The 13,354-nt window shown below is 62.2% G+C and carries 12 protein-coding genes; 2 read left to right on the plus strand and 10 right to left on the minus strand.

Annotated features, from left to right (window positions below):
• Positions 1–30 precede the first annotated feature (30 nt).
• On the minus strand, positions 31–1,116 hold the full coding sequence (locus PAN31117_RS16305) for a porin (protein WP_150739098.1): 1,086 nt from the start codon (positions 1,114–1,116) through the stop codon (positions 31–33).
• 487 nt (positions 1,117–1,603) lie between these two features.
• Positions 1,604–2,422 (minus strand): IclR family transcriptional regulator, encoded by an 819-nt coding sequence (locus tag PAN31117_RS16310; protein WP_150739099.1) that lies wholly within the window; start codon positions 2,420–2,422, stop codon positions 1,604–1,606.
• A gap of 770 nt (positions 2,423–3,192) precedes the next feature.
• On the opposite strand from PAN31117_RS16310, the gene PAN31117_RS27180 reads away from it, so the two are divergent.
• Positions 3,193–3,588 carry a transposase gene (locus PAN31117_RS27180; RefSeq protein WP_069343458.1) on the plus strand — a complete coding sequence of 132 codons (396 nt, stop codon included), beginning with the start codon at positions 3,193–3,195 and terminating at the stop codon, positions 3,586–3,588.
• 240 nt (positions 3,589–3,828) lie between these two features.
• On the opposite strand, the gene PAN31117_RS16320 is transcribed toward PAN31117_RS27180, so the two are convergent.
• The 8 genes from PAN31117_RS16320 to PAN31117_RS16355 form a co-directional block, all read right to left on the minus strand.
• A complete protein-coding gene (locus PAN31117_RS16320; protein ID WP_150739101.1) occupies positions 3,829–4,935 on the minus strand; it encodes an NAD(P)/FAD-dependent oxidoreductase in 1,107 nt (368 codons plus the stop codon).
• A gap of 105 nt (positions 4,936–5,040) precedes the next feature.
• Positions 5,041–5,973, minus strand: coding sequence for an electron transfer flavoprotein subunit alpha/FixB family protein (locus PAN31117_RS16325; RefSeq protein WP_150739102.1), 933 nt, complete (start codon positions 5,971–5,973; stop codon positions 5,041–5,043).
• Between the two features lie 13 nt (positions 5,974–5,986).
• Entirely contained in the window at positions 5,987–6,736 is a 750-nt protein-coding gene (locus tag PAN31117_RS16330) for an electron transfer flavoprotein subunit beta/FixA family protein (protein ID WP_150739103.1), read from the minus strand.
• A 110-nt stretch (positions 6,737–6,846) separates the two neighbouring features.
• Positions 6,847–8,076 carry an MFS transporter gene (locus PAN31117_RS16335; protein WP_150739104.1) on the minus strand — a complete coding sequence of 410 codons (1,230 nt, stop codon included), beginning with the start codon at positions 8,074–8,076 and terminating at the stop codon, positions 6,847–6,849.
• A 75-nt stretch (positions 8,077–8,151) separates the two neighbouring features.
• A complete protein-coding gene (locus tag PAN31117_RS16340) occupies positions 8,152–9,042 on the minus strand; it encodes an amidohydrolase family protein (protein WP_150739105.1) in 891 nt (296 codons plus the stop codon).
• Positions 9,043–9,105: 63 nt separating this feature from the next.
• On the minus strand, positions 9,106–10,518 hold the full coding sequence (locus tag PAN31117_RS16345; RefSeq protein WP_150739106.1) for an FAD-binding oxidoreductase: 1,413 nt from the start codon (positions 10,516–10,518) through the stop codon (positions 9,106–9,108).
• Positions 10,519–10,585: 67 nt separating this feature from the next.
• A complete protein-coding gene (locus PAN31117_RS16350; RefSeq protein ID WP_150739107.1) occupies positions 10,586–11,317 on the minus strand; it encodes a FadR/GntR family transcriptional regulator in 732 nt (243 codons plus the stop codon).
• A gap of 175 nt (positions 11,318–11,492) precedes the next feature.
• Positions 11,493–11,792, minus strand: coding sequence for an antibiotic biosynthesis monooxygenase family protein (locus PAN31117_RS16355; RefSeq protein ID WP_039399708.1), 300 nt, complete (start codon positions 11,790–11,792; stop codon positions 11,493–11,495).
• Positions 11,793–12,086: 294 nt separating this feature from the next.
• Between PAN31117_RS16355 and PAN31117_RS16360 the strand changes: the two genes are divergently transcribed.
• Positions 12,087–13,289, plus strand: coding sequence for an ammonium transporter (locus tag PAN31117_RS16360; RefSeq protein ID WP_150739108.1), 1,203 nt, complete (start codon positions 12,087–12,089; stop codon positions 13,287–13,289).
• Positions 13,290–13,354 lie beyond the last annotated feature (65 nt).

The following is a 13,354-nucleotide window of genomic DNA, read 5'->3' on the forward strand; positions in this document are numbered from 1 at the left end:
CGCCGACGATACCGAGACTTAGACGCTATCTCAGAAGCTGTGATACATCCCGACGCGCAGCAGCATCTGATCGTGATTGCTCGATGCGCCGATCGGATACGACGCGGCGTGGTTATTCCCCGTCGCGCCGATGTATGTCACTTGTGCCTGCAACTGCGTACGCTTCGAGAACGAATACAGGTCGCCCGCTTCGATCTGGTTGTAGTGCGTGTGGTTGAACGACGAGTACGAATAGCCCAGCGTCAACGCGTTCGCTTCCGTGACGCGGTATTCCGTGCCCACGTCGTAGTTGAACATGTTGCCCGAGCCGCCAGGCGCGCGAACTTCGCTGCGCGTATAGAGCGCGTGCACGTTCCAGCGCGACGAAATGCGGTACGAAGCGCCGATGCCGGTGTTGTTCACGGCGTCCGACTTGAACAGGTTCGTGGCGGAAAGGGCCGACTGACCGAAGATCGACGAAATGCCGAGACGCGACGAGAAATCGAACGTCCGCTTGTTGATGCTCACGTAAGTTGCAGCCATCGACAACGCGCCGTTGTCGTACTTCACGTAGGCACCGGCCGTGCGCCCTTGCGCGCTGCCGCCAGCGAAGCCGTACATCAGACCGCCTGTCAGTCCGTGGAAGCTCGTGCTGTTCCACTTCACCGCGTTATCGATCTGCGACGAATTCGCCAGATTGTCGAGGTTGCCGGGGTGATAGGCGTAAAGGTTGTGCTGCCAGAAGCCGTTCGAGAAGCGGATCGAGACGTCTTGCATGAAGTCTGTCTGGTGCCCGATCGATACTGTGCCGAAACGATCGCTGGCGAGCCCGACCCACGCCTGACGATTCCACTCGACGCCGCTATTGATCAGCGCACCGGAGCTTGTATTGAAACCCTGTTCGAGTTGGAAGACAGCGGCGAGACCGCCCCCGAGATCCTCACGTCCTTTAATGCCGAAACGGTCGGGTTGACCGATACCGGCGTCCATTTTGAACAGACGTCCGCCGCCCTGATTGCTCACATAAGTGAGACCGTCGTCGACCGTCCCGTAAATCTGCAACGAATTGCCAGCGGCGTGTGCCGCGCCAACGCATGCCAATAGGCAAGCTGCGCCGATACTGCGTCTCTTCACCATCCACTCCTGTTTGCCTCTGATGCCCGGGGCTGTTGACGCCCTGTGCCGGTACGTTCGACGTCATTCCCAACGTCCCGACTGCCGCATCGTTATTGTCTTACCTATGAAACACTGATTAATAGGTGAGACAATTATGTCGAAGTGGCTAGTGTGAGACAAGCAGAAAATAAGTAAGCATTTATTGATGTTGCGCAAATGCTAATGACAAAGGTGACGCGCGTCTGCGGGAAAAAATAGAGGAATGGCGCAGCCATACGGTCTGGCAGAGGCCATATGGTGGGAAACGGATGGAGCGCAGCTCAGCCGCAAAAAGAGCGGCGGCGGTGGAAAAAATGGGGCGTAAGTGTGGCGGCAATCGCCGGCCCCCTGACGCAGTGACTTAAAGGTAGTGGAACGGAGTCAGGGGGCCGGTGATTGGCGCTGCCCGGAGGGTATTAAGGGTGGCGGGGATTTGGGGCCGCGGGGGTTGGGGGCCCCGGGTGATAAATCACCGATGCCCACCCAAAGGCGCAACCCCAGCGCGCTCCGAGCGATAGTTCAGCTTGTGGGAAAGCTCATCGGCAGCAGATACCACCTTCTCGACGATGCCGTTCTCGAGCAAATCGGCTTCGACGCGTGCCTGCGGGATGGTCACGCTGATAACGGCGGCAATTTGCCCACGATGATTGCGTACCGGCGCAGCGATCGTCGAAATGTTCTGTTCGAAGAAGGCTTGGCTCATGCTGTAGCCGCGAGCGATGTCTTCCTGCACCACACGATGGAGCGCGTCGACCGTGGTCGGTGTGTGCGCCGTGTACGCTTCGAGCTTGCGTTCCGGATAAAGCTGCTTGAGCGACGGCAACGAATAATCGCCGAGCAGAATGTGCCCGACGGCGGTCGCGTGAGCGGGCAGACGCGTGCCGACGCGAACCGTACCGAACACCAGTTCGCGGCTGGCCGCCTTCGCGACGAATACTGCGTCGCGCTGATCGAGAATCAGGATGTGACTGGAGAAGCCCGTCGCGTCGCGCAGCTTCTCGATAACGGGCGTCCCGAGATCCGTCAGTTCAAGCGAGTTCAGATACTCGAAACCGAGGCGCAGCACCGCCACACCGAGCCGGTAATGACGGTCGTCGCCCGCCTTCTCGATAAAGCCTTCGGCTTCCAACGTCTGCAACAGACGAAACACCGTTGAGCGAGGAATGTCCAGCCGCCGCGCAAGGTCCGCCCCTGCCAGCACCGGCTCGCGCGCCGAAAAAGTCATGAGGATCCGCAGACCGCGCTCCAGGCCCGGGACCGAATATTTGTTATCGCTGTCGTTGCTCATGCCGTTTGCGCACAATGGCGCCGACCGGTGTGCGGCGGTTCCGCGCAGCCGATAGACGATATTCATGGAAGGCGCACATTATAGGCTACGGCCCCGCCCCCCGACCATGACGGAAGACCATGAGTCGACCGGGCCACTTTCTCACCCTGCGAGACCGAGTTGCGCCGATGACATCGTCACGGTTGCGCTTAGTTGCGCCCGTTCTCGAAACACCATGCCCTATGCAAGCGCAGACGGGCACCCATCCAGGGCAAGCGGGGCGGGCTTTCGGGCGATTTCGGGGCCCAACGCCCGCGTCCGGCGGCATGCACCGCAATGGGGGTAATTCCGAAGCGCGTCGACTCGCGGTTTTTGTCATGATTGCGGCTGCAAGCTTGACAAGCTGGCGCATGTGGAGCGAGACACCGTGGCCCGAGCCGAGAACAATAAACGATCCGGACTGGCCAAAAGGCACGTATTCCTTTTCTCCTGACGCTTTTGCGATTGCCTATCCCAATAGCCACTCAGGAGCTGCGCCCACCTGCCAAGTGGGCGTTTTTTTGCTGGTCAAACGCTCCCTTCGCAGTGTGGTTCGACCCGCCCGCGGCGTTCTTCAAAAGAGAACCCGATGCCCTGGCATGCTTGTTGCTTGTATTTCCAGCATCGGGGATCGACGCCGCCTTGGCCGAGTTTTGACGATATGTACGCACCAGATTGCAACGGTCCGTACCCCATCGCGAAACCCGGACTCGCCCCCTGCGGCGCCTCCGTTTGTTTTGGGTCGAGGTGTTATGTTTAATGAACTGAGCGACGTTGAATGGCACGCCCTGCGTGATCTGATTTGCGACCGACCGGTCCGTACGGAACGACGCGGCCGCCCTCAAGTCGAGCAGCGCACGCTGACCAATGCTGTCTTGTGGGTGCTGTTCACTGGCGAGAGCTGGTCCAAACTGCCCATGCAGTACCCCTCCGTGCCGACCTGCCGTCGCAAACTGAACGAATGGCGCGAATCGGGCATGCTCGATACGATTTTGAAACGCCTGCAACAATCGGGCCGCGATATCAGCGCCTGTGCAGGCCAGATCAGCAAACCGGCACGCAGCACGCCGTGCGGCGACACCGATCGCCTGCGTGGTGTGTTCTGGACGAACCCCGCTTCGTGGAAGCCGCCGGTCGCCATGCGGTAAGGGATGTCGAGTGACGCTGATAGGTCGCCGGTGTGCCGACCCGCACGCCGGATCGCATCCATCGATGTCACGATTTTCCCGGGCAGGACTGCCGCGCAACGTTCGCGGCACCGTCGGGTGCAATTCACGGGGTTAGCCAGATAGCGGTCGTCGGCGGATACGTCGACGAATATCGGCCAGATGTGACCGGGCGGTCCATCTCGCGATTTGTTGCCTGGCTTTTTCGCCTGACGCCTCCCGTCAGGAAAGCGCGATGCGCACGGCCTCGGCAATCGCCAGCGACGCCGTCAGACCCGGCGACTCGATGCCGAACAGATTGACGAGTCCCGCCACGCCATGCACCGCAGGTCCATCGATCCGGAAGTCCGCTGCCGGTTCGCCCGGCCCGCTGATCTTCGGTCGAATTCCCGCATAGCCCGGTTGTAGCGCGCCATCCGCCAACGTCGGCCAGTAGCGTCGCACCGCGGCGTAGAAGCCATCGCCATCGGACGGATTCACCGTGTAATCGATCTCGTCCACCCACTGCACGTTCGGGCCGAAACGCGCCTGACCGCCGAGGTCGAGCGTCAGGTGAACGCCCAGTCCGCCCGGCTCGGGTACCGGATAAATCAGGTGGGTGAACGGCGCGCGCTGCGCACAGGTGAAGTAGCTGCCCTTCGCGTAGTACCGCTGGGGAATGTGTTCCGACGCCAGGCCGTCGAACCGGCGGGCGATATCGACGGCGTGCAGGCCCGCGCTATTGACGACGGTGTCGGCCAGCAATGTCGACGTGACGCCTTCGGTCTCGACATCGAGTTCGATACCGTCGGCACGGCCCACGCGCGCGCCTGTCACTCGGGCCTCGAAAGCCAGCATCGCACCCGCGTTCTCCGCGTCGCCCTGCAAAGCCAGCATCAGTCCATGACTGTCGACGATGCCCGTCGACGGGGAGAGCAATGCACCAAACGTGTGCAGCGCAGGCTCTCGTTGTGCCACTTCCGCCGCAGTCAGCCACTGAAGATCGTCGACCCCGCTCACGTGTGCGTTGGCGGCGATCGCTTCGAGCTCAGCGACCTGATGGTCGGTCGTCGCGACGATCAGCTTTCCGCAGCGATGATGCTCCACGCCGTGCGAGGCACAAAATTCGTACAGACGGTGTTTGCCTTCGACACACAGCGTCGCCTTGCGCGACCCGGGCGGATAGTAGATGCCGCCATGAATGACTTCGCTGTTGCGCGAACTCGTGCCGGTGCCGATGGCGCGCTCGGACTCCAGCACGACGACTTCGCGTCCGGCCATGGCCATCGTTCGCGCGATGGCCAGTCCCACCACGCCCGCGCCGATCACGACGCAATCGACTTTGTCCATCGCTATTCCCTGTTTGCCGTTCGAGATGTCCGATTCGGATGAAGATGCACTTGCACGCCTCCTCATGCGAATCGGCTGCGGGATCGACTCCCGCAGCCTAACGCCTTACAACGCGCTCGTCAGTTCCGGCACGACGGTGAACAGATCACCCACCAGACCGTAGTCCGCCACCGAGAAGATCGGCGCTTCCGGATCCTTGTTGATCGCCACGATCACCTTCGAATCCTTCATGCCCGCCAGGTGCTGGATCGCACCCGAGATACCCACAGCCACATACAACTGCGGCGCCACGATCTTGCCCGTCTGACCGACCTGATAGTCGTTCGGCACGTAACCGGCATCCACCGCTGCACGCGATGCGCCCAGCGCCGCACCCAGCTTGTCCGCCAGCGGCTCCAGCACCTTCGTGTAGTTCTCGCCGCTGCCCAGACCGCGACCACCCGAGACGATGATCTTCGCCGAGGTCAGCTCCGGACGGTCCAGCTTCGTCACTTCTCGACCCACGAACTGCGACACACCAGCGTCCGGCGTGGCCGCCACCGATTCCACCGCAGCGCTGCCACCCGTGGCGGCTGCCGGGTCGAAGCCCGTCGAGCGCACCGTGATGACCTTCACCTTGTCGGCACTTTGCACCGTCGCAATCGCATTGCCTGCGTAGATCGGGCGCTCGAACGTATCAGCGCTGTCGACCTTCGTGATGTCCGAAATCTGCGCGACGTCGAGCAACGCCGCGACGCGCGGGGCGATGTTCTTGCCGTACGCCGTGGCCGGGGCCAGGATGTGCGAGTAGTTGCCCGCAATCGACACCACTTCGTCGGCGATGTTCTCGGCCAGACCGTCGCCGAAGTAGGCCGCGTCTGCAAGCAGCACCTTCTTCACTCCGGCGATCTGCGCGGCAGCGTCAGCCGCAGCCTTCGCGTTGCTGCCCGCGACCAGCACGTGCACGTCGTCGCCGCATTGCAGCGCTGCCGTGACCGTATTCAGGGTGGCCGATTTGATGGTTTGGTTGTCGTGTTCTGCAATGACCAGAATGCTCATCTCGTCGTCTCCCTTAGATAACCTTGGCCTCAAGCTTGAGCTTGTCGACGAGCGCTGCCACGTCCGCCACCTTCACCCCTGCGCTGCGCTTGGGCGGCTCGGCCACCTTCAGCGTCTTCAGACGCGGGCTCACATCCACGCCCAGATCCGCAGGCTTCACGGTCTCCAGCGGCTTCTTCTTCGCCTTCATGATGTTGGGCAGCGTCACGTAACGCGGCTCGTTCAGGCGAAGGTCCGTCGTGATCACCGCCGGCAGCGACAGCGACACAGTCTCAAGACCGCCATCCACTTCGCGCGTCACCTGTGCGCGGTTGTCCGACACCGACACCTTCGAGGCGAACGTCGCCTGCGGCAGCTTCGCCAGCGCCGCGAGCATCTGACCGGTTTGGTTGGAATCGTCGTCGATCGCCTGCTTGCCGAGGATCACCAGTTGCGGTTGCTCCTTGTCCACCAGCGCCTTGAGCAGCTTGGCGACTGCCAGCGGCTGCAACTCTTCGTCCGACTCGATGAGAATCGCGCGATCGGCACCGATGGCCAGCGCCGTACGCAGCGTTTCTTGCGACTGGGCCACGCCCGCCGACACCGCGATCACTTCCGTCGCCACGCCCGCTTCCTTCAGACGCACCGCCTCTTCCACCGCGATTTCGTCGAACGGATTCATCGACATCTTCACGTTCGCGATGTCGACGCCACTGCCGTCGCTCTTCACACGAACCTTTACGTTGTAATCCACTACCCGTTTGACCGGTACCAGGATCTTCATGCGGAACTCCCTTGAATCAAAAAAACCGGACGGCCTGCCGACACCACGGCAACGGCCGTCCTCGAACATACGAAAACTGTCTTGCGAATTCTGCGAACTGCGCTGCGAACTTACTCGATCTCACGTCCCTTCGTCTCGGGCAACATGAACGCGGTGATCAGAACGACGATGTACGCGCCACCGGCGAACATCCCGATGGCCGAGCCCAGTCCGCTCGTCTTGGCGAGATAGCCCACCAGACTCGGGAACAAGGCCCCAATGCCGCGCCCGAAGTTATACGCGAAGCCCTGCGCATTCGCACGCACCGCCGACGGAAACAGCTCCGTCAGATACGCGCCCATGCCGCTGAAAATGCCTGACGCCGCGAATCCCAGCGGGAATCCGAGAATCAGCATCTGGTCGTTGCTCAGTTGAAGCTGCGTGTAGACGAAAATGCTCACGCCCGAGAGCACGGCAAAAATCAGCAGGTTCGCGCGACGCCCCAGACGGTCGGTCAGATATGCCCCCGTCAGGTAGCCGATGAACGAACCGAGAATGATCACCAGCAGATAGCCGCCCGTACCGATCACCGACAGATGGCGCTCCGTCTTCAGGAACGTGGGCAACCACGTCGTCACGGCATAGTACCCGCCCTGCACGCCCGTGCACAGCAGTGCCGAGAGTGCCGTCGTTTTGATCAGCGCTGGCGAGAAGATTGCCCACGCCGACGTGCGCTTTTCAGCGGCATCCTCGCGCTTACGCGTGCGCTGGAACAGTTCCGGTTCCGGTACGTTCTTTCGGATGAAAAGCACGAATAGCGCCGGAATCACGCCGATCCAGAACAGCACGCGCCACGCATACTCTTCCGGCAGAAACGAGAACGACGCCGTATAACAGAGCGCCGCCACCGCCCAGCCGATGGACCAGCCGCTTTGCACCGTCCCCACAGCGCGGCCGCGATACTCGGTGCGCACGATCTCGCCCATGAGCACCGAACCCACCGCCCACTCGCCGCCGAAGCCCAGCCCCTGCAACGCACGCAGCACGAAAATCTGCTCGAAGTTCTGTGCGAAGCCGATCAGCACCGTGCAGACGGAGAACCACAGAATCGTCACTTGCAGAATGCGCACCCGTCCGTAACGGTCGGCCAGCACCCCGGCAAGCCAGCCACCGATGGCCGAGAACAGCAGCGTCACGGTCGCCAGCATGCCAGCCTGCCCCTTGTCGATGCTGAACACGGTGATCAGTGTCGAGATCACGAAGGTGAACACCATGAAGTCGAGCGCATCGAGCGCCCACCCGCCGAACGCGGCAATAAACGTGTGCCGCTCGGTCTTGTTCATCTGGCGATACCAATCCATCTTGTCTCCTCCTGAACCTCTTGGACTGCATGAGCGCTAGCGCGCCGGGAATGGGTAAAGTAATCAGCTCGGAAATCAGATCGTTTTCGGAAAGCCGTACAGACGTGCCGGGTTGTCCACCAGAATGCGCCGACGTGTCTCGGCGTCGGGCGCCCACTGCGGCAGCAGGTTGCGCAACGCACCAGTGTTCGGCATACGCGTGAGCGACACATGCGGCCAGTCGCTGCCCCAGACCATGCGATCGGGGGCGTCGTCGATGAGCGCCTGTGCGAACGGAGTCACGTCGTCGAACGTCGGGAAACGTTCGCTGATCCGGTAAGCGCCCGAGAGCTTCACCCAATAGCCGTGGTCGCGCACCAGCGAGCGCAGCGCCGAGAATCCCGGCGAATTCAGTCCCTGCGCCACGGGCGTATGGCCCATGTGGTCAACGATGCCCGGCACTGGCAGCGACGTCATGCGCGGCATGAGTTCGGGCAGCGCGTTCACGTCCATCAGGAACTGCATATGCCAGCCCAGATCCTTGATGCGATGCGCGAGCGTCTCCATCGCCGTGAAACCGATGCCACCGCCGAATAGCACGTTGATGCGTAATCCGCGCACCCCCGCTGCGTGCATCGCTTCCAGCTCGGCATCGGTGACGTCCGGCGAGACCACCGCGATGCCACGAAGGCGATCCGGATGACGGCGCAGCGTTTCGAGCATGTACCGGTTGTCGGTGCCGTAGACGCTGATCTGCACGAGCACGCCATAGGTCATGCCCGTGGCGTCGAGCATCGCGACGTACTTGTCCTCGGGCGCGGGCGGCGGCGTGTAGCTGCGCTCGGGCACCATCGGGTACGCGTCGCTCGCGGCGACCACGTGTGCATGCGTGTCGACAGCGCCGAACGGCACTTCGAACGTGGGCGGATCGATCTCCGGCAGCGGGCCCAGACACAGCGGCGCACCGGCGGCGGAAGTTGCGGTCATGTCGACTCCTCAGGGAAAACGTCACCGGACGCCGATGTCCGGCGTCCGCGATGCGGAAAACCGTTACAGCAGCTTGCCCGGGTTCATGATCCCGGCCGGGTCGAACACGGCCTTGATCTCGCGCATCAGACGCAGTTCGAGCGGCGATTTGTACTTGGCGAAGTAGTCGCGCTTGAGCTGTCCGATGCCATGTTCGGCGCTGATGCTGCCGCCGAAGCGCGCGACTTCGTCGAGCACTTCGGCCGTGATCGCCTCACCGTGCTTTGCCATGAAATCCGCTGCTTCACCCGCCGGGCGCGACAAGTTGTAGTGCAGATTGCCGTCGCCGAAGTGGCCGAAGATGAACGGACGCACTTGCGGACAAACACGTCGCACGCGCGCCTCGGCGCTCGTCATGAACTCGGGAATCGATTCGATGGGCAGCGAGACGTCGTGCTTCAGATGCGGTCCGTCGGCACGTTGCGCCTCGGAGATTTCTTCACGCAGCTTCCACATCTCTTCGACCTGCCCCAGCGTGGACGACACCACGGCGTCGGCACACAGATCGCGCTCGATAGCGGCCTCGATCACCCGCTCGAGCAATGCCCCGAGGGCCTGTTCGTCCGCCGTATCGGCCAGCTCGACCAGCACATAGCCCGGGTGGCGCTCACCAAACGGGGCGCGCACACCCGGCACATGCGCCATCACCAGATCGACGCACTCGCCGGTGAAGAACTCGAACGCCTGCATGCGCGGGCCGCATTCGGCGAACAGCAGTTCATAAAGCTCGAGCGCCTGACGCGGCGACGTGACAGCAGCGATGACCACCTGACGCACCGGCGTGGGTGCGTACAGACGCAGGGCCGCCGCCGTAATCACGCCGAGCGTGCCTTCCGAGCCAATGAGCAACTGCTTGAGGTCGTAACCGGTGTTGTCCTTACGCAGCGTGCGAAGACCGTGAAGGATCTCGCCGTTCGGCAACACGGCTTCCACACCGAGCACCAGATCGCGCGTCATGCCGTAGCGCACCACGTTCACACCACCGGCGTTCGTCGCGAGATTGCCGCCCAACTGGCACGATCCTTCGGCCGCGAGACTCAGCGGCAGCAGACGATTCGCGTCGCGCGCAGTGCGTTGCAGGTCTTCGAGAATGCAGCCCGCTTCGGCCACGAGCGTATTGGCGATGGTGTCGAGGCTGCGCACCACGTTCATGCGGTCGAGGCTCAGCACCACGTTCTGATCGGACTTGTCCGGCGTCGCGCCGCCGCACAGGCCAGTGTTACCACCGCGCGGCACAACCGGGGTGCCTGTGCTCTGGCACAGCGCGAGAATTTTGGCGACGTCCTGCGTCGAGCGCGGACGCACGACGGCCTGCGCGTGCCCGCGATACATACCACGCCAGTCGGCGAGCCACGGCGCGACGTCCTCAGTGGAAGTGAAAACGCTGTCGGCGCCGACGGCGTCGATCAGACGTTGAGCGAAAGCGGTGATGGTCATAAGGTCACGCGTCGGGGTTTACGGTGTGGGGGGGATGGCATCTGACGATGGCTCGGCCGCTCGCAGATCAATGGCGCGTCGGCGCAACCGCGCCGGTGATGATGTCGCGCCCGGGAAGCGTCAAGCCAAGACGCCCCGAAGCGCGCAACAGATGCGAGAGCGACGCCTCGCGCGCGCGCATCGGATCGCGCGCCTTGATGGCGTCGAACACGGCGACGTGCTCCTGATGCACCTGCGCCGCGAGGCCCTCGTGGCGCAACGTATTCGTGCGCGCGGCCTGCACGACCTGACGGATTTGCAGGTTCAGGTACTGCAACAAGTCGGCGTAATAGCGGTTGTGCGTCGCGCGTGCGATGGCGGCATGGAAAGCGGTATCGAACTCGACGCCGTTCTCCGGGTGATACAGATGCGTTTCGAGTTCGCCGAGGATCGTTTCGAGCTGCCGGATGTCCTCGTCGGTATGCCGAACGGCGGCGAGCGCGGCGGCCGTGCTCTCCAAATCCAGACGCAGTTCGTAGACGCTCGCGAGATCGGCCGCATCCTGCCCGACGGGCACTTGAAAGCCGCTTTGCGGCGTACGCGCCTTCACCGTCACGCCTGCGCCCTGACGGCTGTCGATCAGGCCCTGCGCACGCAGACGCTCCGTCACTTCGCGAATCACCGCCGGACTCACGCCATACGTTTCGGCGAGTTGCTTGCCGGTCGGCAGCCGCGTGCCAACGGGATAGATGCCCTGCCGGATCGCTTCCTGTAATTGCTGCGCGACCTGCTCGGTCAGGGTTCTGGGCTTGGTGGTCATCCGTTCCTGTCGTCCGATTCTTTTCTGGTTTGCATGTTATCTGAAAACTTTTATTGCCTCATATCGCGTTAACCCTAGTCGTCCCGCTACAAAAAGAAAAAGCGGTGGTGGAGACTGGCTCCATCACCGCTCATCGGCTGCGCCCCGATTGAATCGGACGCGGAACCGGTCTGCCTTAGAAGCCGATCAATGCTTCCGTCACGTGGCCGACGTTCGGCGGCGCGGCGAAGCAATCACTCACGAGCGCACGCCACTGCTGGAACGCTTCCGAGTTGCGGAAGTGGACGGTGTGGTCTTCGAGCGTTTCCCAGGTCACGACGAGGCTGTAATGCGTCGGTTGCTCGATGGACTTGAGCAAGCGCATGCCGTGGCAGCCTTTCGATCCCTTGAACAGCGGCGCGGCTTTGGCGACACCTTGTTCGAACTCGGCTTCCTTGCCGGGCTTCACTTCGATCTGGGCGATTTCAAAAATCATGGGGTTCCTCAGAGATGGGTCCGTGGTTTTGCTGATGGATTCTATACCGCGTGCCGGTGACACGCATCGCGTGTGACGTCCCCTCACCTTTCATCGCTTTTCCACTACCCGCCATGTCCGCATGCACGAGGAACGCCCGCAGCGTCGGTTTGCAGCACCACGACCGTGCACCCCGAAGCACCGAATGTCACATCACCAGATAAAACTCGCATAAATATCAAGACACTAGTCATTTCTGGCATCGCTCTTGCATATCTTCATTTCTTCTCACGTTTGCACCAAAAGAGCACATTCATGCCCAATTCCAATACACCCGGCGACGTGCTGTTCCTGCTGCTCGGCGCGATCCTGGTGCTTGCCATGCACGCCGGTTTTGCGTTTCTCGAGCTTGGCACCGTCCGCAAGAAGAATCAGGTCAACGCGCTGGTCAAGATCCTCACGGACTTCGCCGTCTCGGGACTCGCGTATTTCTTCATCGGTTATCCGCTCGCCTATGGTGTCGACTTCTGGTCGAGCGCCACGGTGCTGTCCGAGCACAACGGCTACGCGCTGATCAAGTTCTTCTTTCTGCTGACGTTCGCGGCCGCCATCCCGGCCATCGTGTCGGGCGGCATTGCCGAGCGCGCCAAGTTTCATCCGCAGTCGGTGGCCACGTTCTTCCTCGTTGGCGTGATCTACCCCTTCTTCGAAGGCATCGCGTGGAATGGGCATCTCGGCATTCAGGACTGGCTCACCCAAACGCTCGGCGCACCCTTCCACGACTTCGCAGGTTCGGTGGTCGTGCATGCGGTGGGGGGATGGATTGGTCTTGCTGCGGTGCTGCATCTGGGCGCACGGCGCGGGCGCTACAACGGTCAGGGTCAGGTCGCCGCGCATCCGCCGTCATCGATCCCATTCCTGGCACTTGGCGCATGGATTCTGATCGTCGGGTGGTTTGGCTTTAACGTGATGAGTGCCCAGCGCGTCGGAGGTATCTCGGGGCTCGTCGCCGTCAACTCCCTCATGGCGATGGTCGGCGGCACGCTCGTCGCAATGTGGGTGGGACGCGACGACCCCGGCTTCATCCATAACGGGCCGCTTGCGGGGCTCGTTGCGGTTTGTGCGGGGTCGGACGTCATGCACCCGCTCGGCGCGCTGGTCGTGGGCGCGGTTGCGGGCGGTCTGTTCGTGTGGCTGTTCACGGTGACGCAGAACCGTCTGCGCATCGACGACGTGCTTGGCGTGTGGCCGCTGCACGGCGTGTGCGGCATCTGGGGTGGGCTGGCGGCTGGCATCTTCGGACAGAAGGCGCTCGGTGGACTCGGCGGTGTGAGCTTCGTCGCGCAGATGGTCGGCACGGTGATGGGCGTGGCGATCGCCTTCGCCGGGGGCTACCTCGTGTATGGCGTGATCAAACGCATCACCGGTTTGCGGCTCGACGACGAACAGGAGTACTACGGCGCAGACCTCTCGATCCACAAGATCACGGCCACGCCGGAGCGGGAAACGAATTGGTGAGGGTTGTGATCGCAAACAATTAAAGTTGTCAAAAATCAATTAAAGTTGTTTGGTGGACTGCACAC

Origin of the sequence: Pandoraea anapnoica, assembly GCF_902459765.1 — a bacterium.
In the GTDB taxonomy this organism is placed as follows: domain Bacteria; phylum Pseudomonadota; class Gammaproteobacteria; order Burkholderiales; family Burkholderiaceae; genus Pandoraea; species Pandoraea anapnoica.

Bases quoted from the DNA above. Each gene is read 5' to 3' on its own strand.
- PAN31117_RS16360 (WP_150739108.1), top strand. From the start codon at position 12,087: ATGCCCAATTCCAATACACCCGGCGACGTGCTGTTCCTGCTGCTCGGC.
- PAN31117_RS27180 (WP_069343458.1), top strand. From the start codon at position 3,193: ATGTTTAATGAACTGAGCGACGTTGAATGGCACGCCCTGCGTGATCTG.
- PAN31117_RS16320 (WP_150739101.1), bottom strand. From the start codon at position 4,935: ATGGACAAAGTCGATTGCGTCGTGATCGGCGCGGGCGTGGTGGGACTG.
- PAN31117_RS16345 (WP_150739106.1), bottom strand. From the start codon at position 10,518: ATGACCATCACCGCTTTCGCTCAACGTCTGATCGACGCCGTCGGCGCC.
- PAN31117_RS16325 (WP_150739102.1), bottom strand. From the start codon at position 5,973: ATGAGCATTCTGGTCATTGCAGAACACGACAACCAAACCATCAAATCG.
- PAN31117_RS16335 (WP_150739104.1), bottom strand. From the start codon at position 8,076: ATGGATTGGTATCGCCAGATGAACAAGACCGAGCGGCACACGTTTATT.
- PAN31117_RS16340 (WP_150739105.1), bottom strand. From the start codon at position 9,042: ATGACCGCAACTTCCGCCGCCGGTGCGCCGCTGTGTCTGGGCCCGCTG.
- PAN31117_RS16330 (WP_150739103.1), bottom strand. From the start codon at position 6,736: ATGAAGATCCTGGTACCGGTCAAACGGGTAGTGGATTACAACGTAAAG.
- PAN31117_RS16305 (WP_150739098.1), bottom strand. From the start codon at position 1,116: ATGGTGAAGAGACGCAGTATCGGCGCAGCTTGCCTATTGGCATGCGTT.
- PAN31117_RS16350 (WP_150739107.1), bottom strand. From the start codon at position 11,317: ATGACCACCAAGCCCAGAACCCTGACCGAGCAGGTCGCGCAGCAATTA.
- PAN31117_RS16310 (WP_150739099.1), bottom strand. From the start codon at position 2,422: ATGAGCAACGACAGCGATAACAAATATTCGGTCCCGGGCCTGGAGCGC.
- PAN31117_RS16355 (WP_039399708.1), bottom strand. From the start codon at position 11,792: ATGATTTTTGAAATCGCCCAGATCGAAGTGAAGCCCGGCAAGGAAGCC.